This window comes from Phycicoccus sp. Root101, from assembly GCF_001426245.1.
Taxonomy (GTDB): domain Bacteria; phylum Actinomycetota; class Actinomycetes; order Actinomycetales; family Dermatophilaceae; genus Pedococcus.
In genome coordinates this window covers 557534-571103 of record NZ_LMCM01000006.1, presented here as the reverse complement: position 1 = coordinate 571103, position 13570 = coordinate 557534, and the positions used below count along the sequence as shown (strand labels likewise).

At 69.0% G+C, this 13570-nt stretch carries 16 protein-coding genes; 8 read left to right on the top strand and 8 right to left on the bottom strand.

Going from position 1 to position 13570, the window contains the following annotated elements; genetic code table 11:
* Nucleotides 1-429 precede the first annotated feature (429 nt).
* From ASC58_RS10100 to ASC58_RS10090, 3 genes are read right to left on the bottom strand one after another with little or no spacing between them, the layout of a single operon-like run.
* Complete coding sequence (locus ASC58_RS10100) at nt 430-891, bottom strand: SRPBCC domain-containing protein (protein WP_056919164.1); 462 nt, start codon at nt 889-891, stop codon at nt 430-432.
* A 9-nt stretch (nt 892-900) separates the two neighbouring features.
* The gene (locus tag ASC58_RS10095) at nt 901-1548 is read right to left on the bottom strand and encodes a dihydrofolate reductase family protein (protein ID WP_056919163.1); all 648 of its coding nucleotides are present in this window, start codon (nt 1546-1548) and stop codon (nt 901-903) included.
* A gap of 1 nt (nt 1549) precedes the next feature.
* Nucleotides 1550-1888: a helix-turn-helix transcriptional regulator gene (locus ASC58_RS10090; RefSeq protein WP_056919162.1), complete on the bottom strand. Its 339-nt coding sequence runs from the start codon at nt 1886-1888 to the stop codon at nt 1550-1552.
* A gap of 1018 nt (nt 1889-2906) precedes the next feature.
* Between ASC58_RS10090 and ASC58_RS10085 the strand changes: the two genes are divergently transcribed.
* Nucleotides 2907-3116 carry a DUF6582 domain-containing protein gene (locus tag ASC58_RS10085; RefSeq protein WP_056919161.1) on the top strand — a complete coding sequence of 70 codons (210 nt, stop codon included), beginning with the start codon at nt 2907-2909 and terminating at the stop codon, nt 3114-3116.
* A 333-nt stretch (nt 3117-3449) separates the two neighbouring features.
* Here the strand turns inward: ASC58_RS10085 and ASC58_RS10080 are convergent, their stop codons facing one another.
* From ASC58_RS10080 to ASC58_RS10070, 3 genes are all read right to left on the bottom strand, one after another.
* Nucleotides 3450-4343 carry an NAD(P)H-hydrate dehydratase gene (locus tag ASC58_RS10080; RefSeq protein ID WP_056919160.1) on the bottom strand — a complete coding sequence of 298 codons (894 nt, stop codon included), beginning with the start codon at nt 4341-4343 and terminating at the stop codon, nt 3450-3452.
* Nucleotides 4340-5107: a histidine phosphatase family protein gene (locus ASC58_RS10075; RefSeq protein ID WP_056919159.1), complete on the bottom strand. Its 768-nt coding sequence runs from the start codon at nt 5105-5107 to the stop codon at nt 4340-4342. The genes ASC58_RS10080 and ASC58_RS10075 overlap by 4 nt, the downstream gene beginning before the upstream one ends.
* Before the next feature lie 204 nt (nt 5108-5311).
* Nucleotides 5312-5890, bottom strand: a complete 579-nt coding sequence (locus ASC58_RS10070) for an alpha/beta hydrolase (RefSeq protein ID WP_235529190.1) — start codon at nt 5888-5890, stop codon at nt 5312-5314.
* 24 nt (nt 5891-5914) lie between these two features.
* Here ASC58_RS10070 and ASC58_RS21950 point away from each other — a divergent pair, with 24 nt between their 5' ends.
* From ASC58_RS21950 to ASC58_RS10050, 5 genes are all read left to right on the top strand, one after another.
* Nucleotides 5915-7312: a sigma-70 family RNA polymerase sigma factor gene (locus ASC58_RS21950; RefSeq protein ID WP_082553196.1), complete on the top strand. Its 1398-nt coding sequence runs from the start codon at nt 5915-5917 to the stop codon at nt 7310-7312.
* Nucleotides 7313-7419: 107 nt separating this feature from the next.
* Nucleotides 7420-7548 (top strand): hypothetical protein, encoded by a 129-nt coding sequence (locus tag ASC58_RS21800; RefSeq protein ID WP_255353296.1) that lies wholly within the window; start codon nt 7420-7422, stop codon nt 7546-7548.
* Nucleotides 7549-7935: 387 nt separating this feature from the next.
* Nucleotides 7936-8700 (top strand): DUF72 domain-containing protein, encoded by a 765-nt coding sequence (locus ASC58_RS10060; RefSeq protein ID WP_235529168.1) that lies wholly within the window; start codon nt 7936-7938, stop codon nt 8698-8700.
* 126 nt (nt 8701-8826) lie between these two features.
* Complete coding sequence (locus ASC58_RS10055; protein ID WP_056919156.1) at nt 8827-9897, top strand: YihY/virulence factor BrkB family protein; 1071 nt, start codon at nt 8827-8829, stop codon at nt 9895-9897.
* Nucleotides 9898-10137: 240 nt separating this feature from the next.
* Nucleotides 10138-10740 (top strand): CinA family protein, encoded by a 603-nt coding sequence (locus ASC58_RS10050; protein ID WP_082553137.1) that lies wholly within the window; start codon nt 10138-10140, stop codon nt 10738-10740.
* Nucleotides 10741-10993: 253 nt separating this feature from the next.
* On the opposite strand, the gene ASC58_RS10045 is transcribed toward ASC58_RS10050, so the two are convergent.
* Both ASC58_RS10045 and ASC58_RS10040 read right to left on the bottom strand, forming a co-directional pair.
* Nucleotides 10994-11668: a DUF6766 family protein gene (locus tag ASC58_RS10045; RefSeq protein WP_056919155.1), complete on the bottom strand. Its 675-nt coding sequence runs from the start codon at nt 11666-11668 to the stop codon at nt 10994-10996.
* An 81-nt stretch (nt 11669-11749) separates the two neighbouring features.
* Entirely contained in the window at nt 11750-12160 is a 411-nt protein-coding gene (locus ASC58_RS10040) for a hypothetical protein (protein ID WP_157598425.1), read from the bottom strand.
* A gap of 188 nt (nt 12161-12348) precedes the next feature.
* Between ASC58_RS10040 and ASC58_RS10035 the strand changes: the two genes are divergently transcribed.
* Entirely contained in the window at nt 12349-12645 is a 297-nt protein-coding gene (locus ASC58_RS10035) for a WhiB family transcriptional regulator (protein WP_056919153.1), read from the top strand.
* A gap of 396 nt (nt 12646-13041) precedes the next feature.
* Nucleotides 13042-13299 carry a DUF2795 domain-containing protein gene (locus tag ASC58_RS20975; protein WP_157598424.1) on the top strand — a complete coding sequence of 86 codons (258 nt, stop codon included), beginning with the start codon at nt 13042-13044 and terminating at the stop codon, nt 13297-13299.
* The last annotated feature ends 271 nt before the right edge of the window (nt 13300-13570 follow it).

The following is a 13570-nucleotide window of genomic DNA, read 5'->3' as shown; positions in this document are numbered from 1 at the left end:
GCGTTCACTCGGGCAGGTGGGCGCAGGCAAAGGCGTGTCGGTTCGTCGCGCTCGAGTGCCGCGACGGACACCGCCACCTTCTCAGCCAGGTGGTGCAGATCTGTCGGGTAGCCCAGGTTGGGTCATGACCGCACGATTGAAGCCATGACACGGATCCTCGACCACCTTCAGCGTTGGGTCGGAACGTACCTTGTCGCGGCGGCAAAGTTCGGTTGACCGAGGGGCGCCTGCGAGGCGCCGCCCCAGATGGTCGACAGGCGGCGATACGAGGCACCGTGTGGATACCGGCGGGCGCTGGTCGATCGGTTCCTCAACCTCGTCGATGGAGAAGTCGAGCAGGCCCTGGCCAAAGGAGGTCGCACTTCTCGGCTAACGCGCGCCAGGGTGTCGGCCCGGGCTGCTTGCTCTGCTACCGCCCAGTCGCGCGGGTTACGCAAGGTAGTTGCCTAGGGCCTTGAGCAGGCCACGGCTGCCTTCTTCGCGGCCCGGCCCGTCGGCCCAGAACTGGTCGAAGAAAATGCCGTGCTCGACGTGCGTATATCGGGTGCCCTCGTCGATCGGCTCGAACTCCAACGACGCCACCGACGTGGACATGTGGACCCCGTCCTGCCACATGTCGTACGTCGTGACGATGCGGACATGCTCGACGATGTCGGTGTAGGTGGCCTCGTAGCGCGAGACGGGACCGTCGTGAAACTTTCCCTCGGCGACATCGCGTCCGCCGACGCGGAAGTCGAACGTCCACTCGCCGGACTCGATGGCGTCCCCGGCACCCCACCAGCCCAGCTTCTGGTCCTCCTCGGCGAACGCGTCCCAGACGCGCTCGAGGGGAGCGGGGTAGTCGCGGGTCAGGGTGAACCCGGCGCGGGCGAGCCGGCGTTCGATCGTCATGTGTTCGTCCTATCGCGTGAAGGCGACGTGGATCGTGCCGCTCTCGGCCACTTCCGTCGTCACCCTGTGGGTGAGGTCGAGGCTCGGCAGGTCGTCCCAAAGCCGATTGCCCCGGCCGAGGACGATCGGGGCGACCATGAGGTGCAGGTCGTCGACCAGGCCGGCGTGCAAGAAGTCGCGCGCGGTGCCGACCCCGCCTCCGATGCGCACGTCCTGCCCGCCGGCAGCCTCGGTTGCCTCGGCGAGCACGTCCTTGATCGCTGCGTTGCGGAAGTGGAACGTCGTTCCGCCCGCCATCGGGATCGACGGGCGCGGTGCTGTGTGGGTGAGGACGTAGACCGGGGTGCCGAACGGGGGCTGGTCACCCCACCACCCCTTCCAGTCGGGATCGTCGGGGAACGTGTGCAGGCCGAACATGGCTGCGCCCATGATCTCGGCGCCGATGTCGTCGGAGTGCGCGGCGGCGTAGGAGTCGTCGATGCCGGTCGTGCCAATGCCGGTGCTGTCGCCGAGGATTCGCTCGTGGAACGTGCGCGTCGCCGCCCAGGCCGCCGTGAGGCGCCCCCAGTCCTCACCCATCGGATCGTCGGGCGCGTGATCGGTGGCACAGGTGTAGCCGTCCAGCGAGACGAACAGGTTGATACGGACGCGGGTCATGTCAGGTCTCCTTCGCGGTGCTGCGGGTCAGGTGAATGCCGAGCCGGTCGGCCTGGTGCTCTGCGGGAGTTCGTTGCTGGCCCAGCCACAAGTGAAGGACGTCGAGGGCGCCCGGTCGCAGGCTCACGGTGCGGATGCGTCCGTGCTTCTGCGAGGTGACCAGTCCGGCGTTCTCCAGGACGCGCAGGTGCTGCATGAGCGAGGGCAACGCCATCGAGAACGGTGCCGCGAGTTCGGACACGACGGCGGGGGACTTGGCCAACCGTTCCACGACTGCCCGACGCGTCGGATCCGCGAGAGCGCGGATCACGGCGTCCAGCTCGTCATAATACTTAGGCACGGACCTAACTATTATCGACGGTGAAGCATTCGTCAACCGGGTCGGGTCGGGTTGGAGACATCATTGGCTGAGCCCACCAGAGAAGTGCGACGTGCAGCCAGACACCTCGCGATCATCGCGGCATCGCTGGGTTTGAGAGCATGGTGCACAACTCGAGGTCCGTAGCCAAGCAGGCCGTCACGCTCGATAGAAACGACCACTCGAACGGCATCCAGGGCGGGCCCTTCCGGCCGTCGTCGGCAGGTCAGGACGCTGCGAAAGCGGCGGGAAGACGCGGGTCGACGGCGCGCCATGTCCGGGCGGCGTGCGGTCCCGATCCGCGAAGGTGCCCTGGGGACTGGTAGTCGACGCAGGTGGTCTCATGGCTAAGGGCGCCGGGCGAGGTATCGGCGGTGAGTGACTAAGTGAGTGACAACGAACGCGGATTCGGGCGGACGTCGGGGGACTGCGGGGGAGTGGTTGTGCTCAGACGGATGCCGGCGGACGGCCAAGGACGGTGCGAAAGTCGCTGACACGGAAGAGGTCACTGGTTCAAACCCAGTATCGCCCAACAGTGAAACAGCCCCTGACCTGCGGAAGCGCAGATCAGGGGCTGTATTCGTGAGTCACCTCGGCTGAGATCGACGCCCTCGGTGACGTCCCTGCGACGGTGCACGACGAGGCGAGCGATCTGTTCCAAGGGCGTCACCCCTGCTTGGACTGACCGGGCCGGTAGGTCGAAGGCGCCAGCTCCCACTGGTGACTGCAGGCAAGGCAACGGGCGACGTGCCGGATCCTGTGCGGTCCTGGCTCGTCCCGTGCGCGCGGAAGGGTGACGATCGTCCACTTGGGGGAGTCGCAGTTCGGGCAGGTCTCGGGTTTCCCAGCCATCATCCGATGATCCCAACGTGAACGGCGTTAGCCAAGGCCCGGAGCCCTTGGGCGCGGGCACCGGGAAGGAAGGACACACCACGCCGCCAGCAGGTTGAGCAGTCGCCGAAGGGGTAGTAGGAGTGGAACCCCGAGCAAGGAGTCTGCAATGTCCAAGGATCTCAGTGACAACGACAACCGCAAGAAGCTGAAGGAGTCGTCATTTGCCCTTCCGGAACAGAGGAAGTACCCGATACCGGATATCGAGCACGCACGGAACGCCTTGGCCAGGGTGGCGCAGCACGGTACGGCGGAGGAGAAGAAGCAGGTGCGGTCAGCGGTCGAGAAGAAGTATCCGAGCCTGAAGAAGGACGACTGACCAGCACCGAGCAGTTGTCCGACTCGTTGGGCGTCCGGCGCGCACGACGATCGAGGTCCGGTGGGGCCGCGCCAACCCGTGGCGACTTGTCGCCACCTGTGAGCGCGTCGTTTGGCGTCACCGGTTCGGGGCACACAGTGGGTGACCGTGTCCCGGCTCGGATCACGCGCGGGGGTGCTTGCCAGAGCCGGGGCACGGGACTCGTTGACGCGCCAGGGCACACGTTTCACGATCCGCCTCGCAGACCCCGGGGTCGCGGTCCTGTGGCCGTGGGCCTGGGGTCGCGGCCGCAGGACTGGGCGCGATCGGCGGGCGGACGCGGCCCGAGGCTGTCTACTCCGCGCTCTCGGACAGCTGGTTCATGACCCGAGGCACCCAGGGCAGAACCTCCCGGGCCAGGAAGCCGAGCGGGGCCAGGTGCTGGCTGGCGGAATGGCCGGCACCGGCGTGGAGCAGTACGCCCCATGCGGCGGCACCGTGAGGAGGCAGTCCACGGGCGAGGAGCCCAGCCACCACGCCGGCCTTGACGTCCCCGGATCCAGCCACCCCGAGCCCGGGCACGCCGCCGTCGTAGCGCCAACGCTCGTCGTCACCCGGGCTGACGACCCACGTTTGCTCCCCTCCTGCGACGACGGTCGCGCCCGAGCGGTCAGCCAGCTCTGCGCAGCAGTCGGCCAGGTGATCGCGAACGTCGTCCTCGTCACGCTGCAGGGTCTCGGCGAGCTCGGACTCGTTGGGGGTCAGGACCACGCTTCCGCTGAGGTGCCTGAGGCCGTCCGGGTGGGCGGTGAGGTAGGCCATGCCGAGAGCGTCGACCACGAGCGGGCAGTTCAGCTCGGCAGCCAGCTCCTCGAGCAGCTCGCGAGCGCCCTCCGGGGACAGCAGGCCGGGGCCGAAGAGCAGGGCGTCGCAGTCGGAGGCCAGGCTGATGATCTGTTGGGCTGCACTGGTTGAGATCTCGCCGTCATCCGTCTCCGGCAGGTCGGTGACCAAGGCCTCCGGAAGAGCGACGCTGGCCGCGACTGCCACGCTGGCCACGGTGGCGACCTGGGGTTTGCCGGCTCCTGCTCGCACGGCTGCCTCGGCCGCCAGCAGGACTGCGCCAGGGGTACGGCGACTTCCACCGACGACCACTACCCGTCCACGGGAGTCCTTGCCCCCGCCGGCGTCGGGAAGGGGCCACGCACGGAGAGCCTCCGCATCGAGGATGCGTGTCGACCACGTCACGACAGGCCCCCGCGTCCTGCGTGCTCGGATTCCTGCGTGGTGTGGCCTCCACTGGACTCGACCGCCGCCGAGGACGCGTAGTCGACCAGCTCTAGCACGTCCCCGGCGCCTCGTCGGTAGGAGGTGGTCGACGCGTTGGGTACGTCCACCGTCCGGTCGATGTGCATGAGGGTGGTCTCGTCCAGACCCTCGAGGACGTAGCGGAAGCACGTGATGACTGCCTGGTGCGTGAAGACCCAGAGGCGGTCGGACGACGGCAGTGTCCGGACGTCGCGCAGGAAGGAGCGGACGCGCAGGACGACGTCGCACCAGCTCTCACCGCTCGGAGGGCGGTAGTAGAACTTGCCGAGATGGTCTCGGCGGACTGACTCCACCCTGAACTCGGCGCGGATCCCCGTCCCGGTGAGACCGTCGAAGGCCCCCAGTTCGCGCTCCCTCAGTCGTTCGTCCCGTTGCACCTCGAGTCCCACGGCGGCCGCACGGAGTGCCAGGTGCGCCGTGTCCGCGCTACGACGGTAGGGAGAGCTGACCACGACCGTCGGTCGGCCATCCTCGGGCAGGTTCCTGAGATGGTGCCCAAGGGCTCGTGCCTGCTCTTGTCCCGTGTCGGACAGGGGGACGTCGGCGTCCCTGGCGTCGAGGTCCAGTCGCGAGGCACCGGCATCCCGGGCGGCCCGGTCGGCGAGGTTGCCGATGCTCTCGCCGTGGCGTACGAGGACCAGTTGGGCAGGACCGCGGTCCATGGCGCCGAAGACCGGGGTCATCGGCTCAGGGTCGTGCTGGTCCGTTCGGTCCGTCCCCGGCCGGACGCGGAAGTCATCATGGTTCTCCGATCGTCGATCACGCGGCGAGCAAGTGTCGATGGTCCGTCTACCCGGGGGTGGCCGCCGCAAACCGGCCTTCCGCAGGTTGTCGACGCGGTGGCGGGAAGTCGCCGCCCGGGTGGTCCCGTTCCCCGCGTCGCTGGGCTAGACCTCCAGCCACGAGCGTCCCTGCATGATCGCGGAGACCGGGCCGCGCACAGGCTCGTGGAGGAGTGTGCTGACCGCGAAGTCGGCAGCGGCGCCATCGAACACCCCGTGGCGGCGCAGCATCGCGTGCTTGCCGCCGAGCACACTGATGAAGCCGACGTCGTTCTCGACCTCCAGCTGACGTGCCACAGACATGGCCCGAGTGGCACTGGCGACTCGGTCCTCGTCGCCGTGGACGAAGAGCACCTGCCGCCCTCTCAGAGGAACATCCTCACCGGGGTACAACCACGGTGCCAAGGCCACCACGGTCCGGACCTGCGGTGCTCCACCGGCCAACAACGCTGCTCGGCCACCGAGGGAGTGCCCGATCAGGGCGACCGGTAGCTCGGGCCCGAACTCGAGTCCGAGCTGGTCCAGCGCCCACTCGACGTCGACCACCGGGGTCTGGTGGGTGTCCCAGCCGCGGATGGTGTTGAGGAGCCGGTAGACGCCGAGCCGACCACGCCCGGCCAGCGCCGTGCGAGCAGCCGTGGGGATCATCCGCAGCACCGAGCGGTGTGCGGGGCTCACCCGCATCATGCCGCGTCGGGAACCGCCACCATGCAGGACGAGGCACAATCCCTCCGGTGCCGTCACGGAACGGGTCGCGATGAGCTGGGCCATTACGAGCGCTCCGGCATCCAGTCGACGCGGAGCGCAGTCACTGATTCACGACAGGTCGTCTGGTGCATGCGAAAGGGACGGGTCATTGGTCCTCCTGGTCATGGGCCCCGACTCGGTACCACGGGGATACCCGGTCCTCAGCGGTTCCATTCCCCCGGGGCGGTGGGCCGCTGGGCGGCCCGAGGGGAGTCGGTCTCGAGCTGGCCGCTCGTGGCACCGAGCATCGGCTTGCGTCGGGCCGGATCAATTTGCCCGGGTTCAAGGGAACAGCCCGCTTCAGGGCTGCCTCGGGAATCTGCTGCCGCGCCCACTACCCGGACGCTGTCGAACCGGGCACGGTTGGATAACGTTGCGCGAGACCCGGGTTCGGCTCGACCCCCGGTGACGAATCACGACCGCCTGTCGCGCCGCGCCAGCTGGACAGGCGCGCGCCCCGCCTGTGTTGCGCGGTCCGATATGGGGTGCTTTTCTAGATCGAACGCATGGTCCAACAGCGGCGCCGGTGCATACCCACCAGCACGAAGGGCGCCCCATGGACCCGTTGCCCAGCCTTCCCACCCCGACCCTTCTGGCGCCGGTCGCGGCCCGAACCTCCAGCGCGCGGAGGCGCTGCTCGAAGCCGCGCTCGCGTGCAGGGACGCGACGGAGGCCAGCCGCCTCAGGCACGACGCCGTCCTGCTCTGCCTCGACCTGGCTTCCTCGTGCGCACGTCGCTACAGCCGACGAGGAGTCGAGTTCGAGGACCTGTCGCAGGTCGCCCATGCCGCGCTCGTCAAGGCGGCCAACCGGTATGTCAGTGGAAAGGGTTCCGGTTTCGGCGCCTTCGCCCGCGCAACCATCCAAGGCGAGATCAAGCACTACTTCCGTGACTGCTGCTGGGCCGTGCGACCCCCCAGGGGCCTGCAGGAGAGCCGTGAGCGGATGATCGCCGAGCAGGAGCGGCTGCGCCAGGAACTGCAATCCGAACCCACGGCCACGGAGCTCGCGGCCTCGTTGGGCTGGAGCACCCAGGAGGTGGATGAGGTCATGGCCTGCCGCCGGGCGTTCCGGGCTGCGTCGCTGGACCATGTCGCTCATGGTGTGTCCGGGTGGGTGGATTCGCTGCTGGCCCAGGACGAGTCGACGGCCGTGGACAACCACTTGGCCCTGACGACCTGCCTGCAGTCGCTCAGTGACCGTGAGCGCCGGATCGTCCACCTTCGGTTCGTCGAGGAGATGACACAGACCGAGATCGGCGAGGAGCTCGGCGTGAGCCAGATGCAGGTGTCGCGCCTCCTCAGCGGGATCGTGGCGCGGCTGCGGCACGAGCTGGACGTCTCCGGCCTGGTGGCCTGAGGACGTGAGGCCTCTCCGACACTTCTCGTCGTCGAAGTGTTTCTCCGACGTCCGAGCGGATGGATGCAATGCTGGGACGAATCCAGCTCACTCCTGGAGGTTGCGACATGGACACACGGAGACTGACCGGCCGGCTCGCGACACCGGCCCTGTTGGCGCTGCACCTGATCATCGTCTTCGCCGTGGCCCAACGGCACATCCTCGACGGCATCGCCACGAGTGCCAAGCAGGGCTGAACCAACCGGTCGACCCCGAACGAAAGGATCCACCCATGGCGACTCGCCAGCAGCCCCCGGCGACCGATCCGGGCGGCGCACCCGACCCGCTCTCCGTCCCCGCTGGACCGGGTGGCAGCCCGACGCCGAGACCCGACCCGAGTGATCCCGGCCCGTCGCCGGTCTCCTCGCCCGAGCCCGGTCCGAGCCCCGCGCCCTCCCCGGACCCCACTGCGCCGACGCCGAGCCCGCAGCCCGACCGCGGCGCGCTCCGGTGAGCCCACGGCACCGCGCCCATCGGGGCCCTGGCGAGCAGGGGCAGCCCTGAGGCGCGGGGCCGGGCGTGTGCGGGTCGGCACCTCGGGGTGGCGCTACGCGAGCTGGCGGGGCGACTTCTACCCTGCGGGGTTGCGGCAGCGCGACGAGCTGTCCCACCTCAGCCGCCTCGTCACCAGTGTCGAGGTGAACGGCTCGTTCTACTCCCTGCAACGCCCTGAGCGGTACCGCAGCTGGGCTGCCGCGGCCCCGCCACACTTCGAGTTCGCCGTCAAGGGCGGGCGGTACATCACCCACCTCCGGCAGTTGCAGGGCGTCGAGACCGCGCTGGCGAACCACTGGGCCTCGGGAGTCCTGGCCCTGGGACCAGCTCTGGGACCGACCCTGTGGCAGCTGCCCGCCCGGTCCCAATTCGACGAGGACCGGCTCGACACCTTCCTCTCCCTCCTGCCGCTCACCGCGGGCGAGGCCGCGACCCTGGCATGCCAGCACGACGACAAGGTTGCCGAGGGGCGGACCCAGACCCAGCTGGAGGTGGGCGTGGACCCGGCCACACCGGTTCGTCACGCGCTGGAACCCCGGCACCAGAGCTTCGACGACCCCCGCGCGCGCGCACTGCTGGACCGCCACGGTGTGGCGCTGGTCGAGTCGGACAGCGCCGGCACCTGGCCCAGGTTCGCTGCGCTCACCACGGACCACGCCTACGTCAGGCTGCACGGGGAGGACAGGCTGTACGGGGGTGGCTACGCCGCTGCGACCCTCGACGCGTGGGCCGAGCGCATCCGCGGATGGAGCGCCGAGGGGATCGACTCCTACGTCTACTTCGACAACGACATCGACGGCCGGGCTCCGCACGACGCCGTGTCCCTCCTGGAGCGCCTGGCCGACATCCCCTGAGTCCGCGACGTGGGCGACTTGTGCGGGGCGAACCGCAACCGCGTCGCCACGCTCGCCGCCAGAAGTGCCCGGCAGTACTGGTCAAAAACACGGTTGAGGACGTCCTCGGCGGGGCACAGGGCAGGCATGCCAGCAACGACGCACACCGACACCGGAACCGACGCCCATGGGGGCGATGCACCCGAGCGACAGCCGGACTCACCCACCGAGGTCTCGAAGGAGTCATGGCAGTTCATCGCCCGCAAGACGCTGAGGGAGTTCAGCAGGGACCAGTGCACGGACCTTGCGGCCGCGCTGACCTACTACGCGGTGCTGGCGCTCTTCCCAGCCGCGATCGCGCTCCTGTCCCTCGTGGGCCTCGTCGGGCAGAGCCGGACGACGGTCGACACGCTTCTGGGCATCCTGCGTGACGTGGGTGCGGGCTCTGCCGCCACGACCCTCGGACCCACGCTGCAGTCGCTCGCCGACCGTGGTGGGGCAGCGGGCGTGGCATTCGTCATCGGCCTCGCCGCCTCTCTCTGGTCCGCATCGGGCTACGTCGGAGCCTTCGGGCGGGCCATGAACCGCATGTACGAGGTGGAGGAAGGCCGCCCGTTCTGGAAGCTGCGGCCGGTGATGCTCGTCGTGACCCTCGTCGCCCTCGTCCTCGTGGCGCTGGTCGCCGTCGCGCTCGTGCTCACGGGCCCTGCCGCCAAGGCCGTAGGCGACGCGATCGGGGTCGGGTCCACCGCCTTGCTCGTCTGGAACATCGCCAAGTGGCCCGTCATCCTCGTCGTGGTCGCACTCGTGGTGGCGCTGCTGTACTACGCCACCCCCAACGTCGAGCAGCCGCGGTTCCGGTGGCTCAGCGTGGGGGCGCTGGTGGCCATCGTCGTGTGGGTGCTGGCCTCGCTCGCGTTCGGCTTCTACGTCTCGAGGTTCTCCAGCTACGACAAGACGTATGGCGCCCTTGCGGGGGTGGTGGTCTTCCTGCTGTGGCTGTGGCTCACCAACCTCGCACTCCTCTTCGGTGCAGAGCTGGACAGCGAGCTCGAACGTGGCCGGGAGCTCCAGTCGGGGGTGCCCGCCGAACGCACGCTGCAGCTGCCCCCCCGGGACACGCGCACGAGCGACAAGTCACGGGCCAAGGAGGAGCAGGACGTGGAGCGGGGGCGGGAGCTGCGGGAGACCGGGGGCCAAGGAGATCCCGATGCGTGAGGTGCAACCCGAACGGGCGGAGTACCGGGGCTGCAGCAGGGGGGATGCTGCGCTCGGCCCTCGACGCCCGCCCGGGGCCCCGAAGGGCGTTCCCATCGTACGTCGGCAGGTCGTCCACGTCATGGGTCGACCCGACGCCGACACGGTGCACTCGGTCCCCAACCACGGATGCGGTGAGCCGGCGGCGGCGACGCCGTCACCTCCCCGCCTCCCGGGAGCGATGGACGGGGGGCGTCCAGCATGACCGACGTCCGGACGCGTGCCGAGGTCCTCGCCGGGCTCGTGCAGGAGCGCGGTTGGACGGTCGCGGTGGCAGAGTCGCTGACGTCCGGGGCCATCGCGACGGAGCTGGGCCGCGGTCCTGACGCGTCCGCGTGGTTCCTCGGTGGCGTCGTCGTCTACGCCTCACGAACGAAGTTCGACGTCCTCGGGGTCGCACCGGGCCCGGTCGTCAGCCCGACGGCCGCGTGCACCATGGCGGCATCTGCAGCAGAGCTCTTCAGTGCCGACCTCACCCTGGCAGCGACAGGAGTGGCCGGTCCCGGCCCCGAGAGCGGCGTGGTGGCGGGGACCACCTGGCTTGCTGTCCGGCGCCCGGGCCGCGTGGAGTCCCACCTCTTCCACTTCGACGGGCCGCCGGAGCGAGTGGTCGCCCAGACGGTGAGCGAGGCGTTGCGGCTTCTCGTCGGTGCGTGCCGCGGACAGCGTGACCTGCACCCCCGCCGCCCCGGAACCGGCCAGCTGCCGATTCCTTCAGGGGAGCCCCGTCCGGTGTCGGCTCCCGTCGCCGCGGACCTTGCCACGACCCCTACCTGGTCCACCGACGCCCCGTCTGCCCACTGATGCACCTCGGTGCGCCGGATGTTTGGGGCGGTCCCGGGTGGGCATCGTGACGGAGGAGGTGGCCAATGATGACCGACAACACATCGCACCTGCGCCCCGACGGGACGACGTTCCCGCCCGTGACACCGGACCCGCCACCGCCGCCCGGCTACGTCGAGCCCGTGATACCGGACTGTGGGCTGGCTGAGGACGAGGCACGAGGTGATCCCGTCGCGGAGCCGCCGGACTGATCACTCCGGTGGGGTGCGCGGCGTCAGCCCTCGACGCCCGTCGCCGTGTCGGCGGTACCGACCGGCTTGGACTCCGGGGAGCCGCGTTCGCGCAGGTAGATGCTGAACACGACCATGCTGCCGACGGCGAGGAACTCGGACTGCCAGTTCTGGAAGGTGCGGTTCCAGAAGTCCGGGGCGTCCAGGTACTGGGACCAGGTGAGGGGGTCCTGCAGGTCCTGGAGCTGCTCGGCGTTGTAGGCGGAGCGCCCGGCGACGAGCTGGGCAGCCCACGACCCGAGGAAGACGGCCCCCATGGCCAGCCCGAGGGATCGCGAGAACAGCTCGGTACGCCACCCACCGACGGCCGCCCATCTCGGGGAGTCCTGGTCGGCGTACACCCCGACCTTCTGGTCCTTGTCGGACTCGCGCCCCGCCGAGTCCAGGGGCTTGGACTCCGGCGAGCCCTTCTGCAGCAGCCACACGGTGAGCAGGATGTAGAGGAGGAACTGCAGGTACTCCGACTGCCAGTTCTCTGCGACGTCGACCGTGAACTGCGACGACGTGACGTACTCGACGATGCTCAGGGTCGGCAACCCGGCGTCCGTGGCAGCGTCGTTGTAGCTCGCCTGCCCCGTGAGGGCCTGCCCGGCGAGCGCGAGGACGAGCAGGGCGGTGAAGGCGAGCGTGAGTCCGTTCTCGCGCAACGTCTTCCTCATCGGTGGACCACCCCGATCGCGATGCAGTACGCGAGGCCGAGCACGATGAACGCGACGTAGGACAGGAAGAGGGCACGCACGTCAGCTCCCCCTGACGGTGCAGTCGTAGGGCCGGTCGGGCTGCGGGGTGCAGCCGGCGGCTGTCACGCGCCAGCCGAGCCCGAAGCGGGCCAGGAACAGCGTGCTCGTGCCCAGGTGGACGATGGCGTCCTTGCCGTAGACCTGCACCGCGCTGGTACCTCCGATCGCTGGCTGCACCTCCCGAGGCAGGGCTGTGGCGCAGGTCCCGCCCTCGTCCTCGACGGTCTTCAGCGTCTGGGGCGCCAGGAGTGCGCAGGCTCGGGCGGGGTCGGTGCGGACGGACCGGGTGAACTGACCGGCGACGGCCAGGGCGTTGTCGTTCTCGGCGTTGCCCTGTCCCGCACACCCCGCCAGTGCACCGCACGCGGTCAGCACTGCGACGACAGCAAGCAACGGGCGCAAAACAGTCACGACTTGACCCTATCCAGCCGCTCGAGCCCACCGGAAGGCCACATCCGCGCAGGTCAGCGGCACGCGGCCGGTGATCGCGTGAGGCACCTGGAGCGCACAGCCCACGGGTCCGGGCCTTGCATCGTGAACAAGTTCTGCATAACTTGTGGACAAGTTCGACATTTCCCCACGGAAAGAGGAGCCCCGTCATGACGAACATCAGTCGACTGCCCAAGCCACTTCTCAGCTCCTATGAGTGGCAGACCCGCGGTGCGTGCCGCACCACGGACCCGAACGAGTTCTTTCCTGCGGACTCAGAGCGCGGCAACCGCCGCCTGACGCGTGAGGAGCGCGCCAAGGCGCTGTGCGCGACCTGCCCGGTCACCCAGGCGTGCCTGGAGCACGCGATGACGGTCCAGGAGCCGTATGGCGTGTGGGGTGGCACCACCCCTGAAGAGCGTGAGCAGTACCGACAGGTGGCGGTCGCCGCACGGCGTTCTGCCTGACCTCCAGGGGCCGCAGATCCGCTCGCAAGGCCCAACGTCAGGCTCCCAGACCGTGATCGGTCCCCGCGGCGACAGTGCCCTCGCACGCGGGGGAGCGAGGGCACTGCCCGGGTGACGTCGTCTAGTCGAGATGACGACGACCCGAGATGGCCGCCGTTGAGCCGCGCTGCTGGACCCGGACGCATGCCATCGCTGAGGCGCACGGGTCCAGGTGCGCTACCTGATCACCGTACCCCCGATCGTGGACGATGCGACCGGACGGCCCCAGGACCTGTCGCTGCTCAGTCCGAGACACGGTTGTCTGACGTGGCGTCAACGTTTGGCGATGTCCCGGTGAGGGCAGTAACGGGCGACGGTCCTGTGCGGACCTCTGAACCGACATGGAAGCGAGGAAACATGGAGGACCAGTCTCCGGTCATTCCCGAGGCAGATTGGCGTCAGGAGTTGGCCATGGTTCTGCCAGTCGATTGCTTTCCGGCCGGATATGACGACCTGGCCGCGGTCCTGCTACGCAAGCATGCCCCCAGCCACCTTTTGTGGCGCCTGTCAGGGCTTCCGCGTGCTCGTGCGTTCGGCTCGTTGCAAGAACTGTTCGACTGCCTGGAACACTCGCAGGTATCGTCGCCAAACAGCTATGTCGGGCACCCCTACTGAGCGTGGGCGTCATTCGGACCCGCTGCCCACGAACACGTTCACGGGCTGACGTGAGTGACGAGTCCCTTCACCTCGACGAACTGGGTGTTGACACGAGTCCGCGGATCGACAGCTGCATCTGCAGGACCAGTCACGTCTGACGAGATCGCGCCGGCCCGGTAGTAGCCCGGGCGCGTCAGCGATTCCAGGTGGCCGGCGTTGGGCGGAGCACCCGGACTGTTCGCCAGCCGGTCGGGGCGGCGGGGTCGTTGCCGTGTCGAGGTGCCCCATT

Coding starts and splice junctions, on each gene's coding strand:
- ASC58_RS10085 (WP_056919161.1), top strand. CDS start 2,907: ATGTCCAAGGATCTCAGTGACAACGACAACCGCAAGAAGCTGAAGGAG.
- ASC58_RS10075 (WP_056919159.1), bottom strand. CDS start 5,107: ATGACCCCGGTCTTCGGCGCCATGGACCGCGGTCCTGCCCAACTGGTC.
- ASC58_RS10050 (WP_082553137.1), top strand. CDS start 10,138: ATGACCGACGTCCGGACGCGTGCCGAGGTCCTCGCCGGGCTCGTGCAG.
- ASC58_RS10035 (WP_056919153.1), top strand. CDS start 12,349: ATGACGAACATCAGTCGACTGCCCAAGCCACTTCTCAGCTCCTATGAG.
- ASC58_RS10100 (WP_056919164.1), bottom strand. CDS start 891: ATGACGATCGAACGCCGGCTCGCCCGCGCCGGGTTCACCCTGACCCGC.
- ASC58_RS10045 (WP_056919155.1), bottom strand. CDS start 11,668: ATGAGGAAGACGTTGCGCGAGAACGGACTCACGCTCGCCTTCACCGCC.
- ASC58_RS10095 (WP_056919163.1), bottom strand. CDS start 1,548: ATGACCCGCGTCCGTATCAACCTGTTCGTCTCGCTGGACGGCTACACC.
- ASC58_RS21950 (WP_082553196.1), top strand. CDS start 5,915: ATGCAGGACGAGGCACAATCCCTCCGGTGCCGTCACGGAACGGGTCGC.
- ASC58_RS21800 (WP_255353296.1), top strand. CDS start 7,420: ATGGACACACGGAGACTGACCGGCCGGCTCGCGACACCGGCCCTGTTG.
- ASC58_RS20975 (WP_157598424.1), top strand. CDS start 13,042: ATGGAGGACCAGTCTCCGGTCATTCCCGAGGCAGATTGGCGTCAGGAG.
- ASC58_RS10070 (WP_235529190.1), bottom strand. CDS start 5,890: ATGCGGGTGAGCCCCGCACACCGCTCGGTGCTGCGGATGATCCCCACG.
- ASC58_RS10055 (WP_056919156.1), top strand. CDS start 8,827: ATGCCAGCAACGACGCACACCGACACCGGAACCGACGCCCATGGGGGC.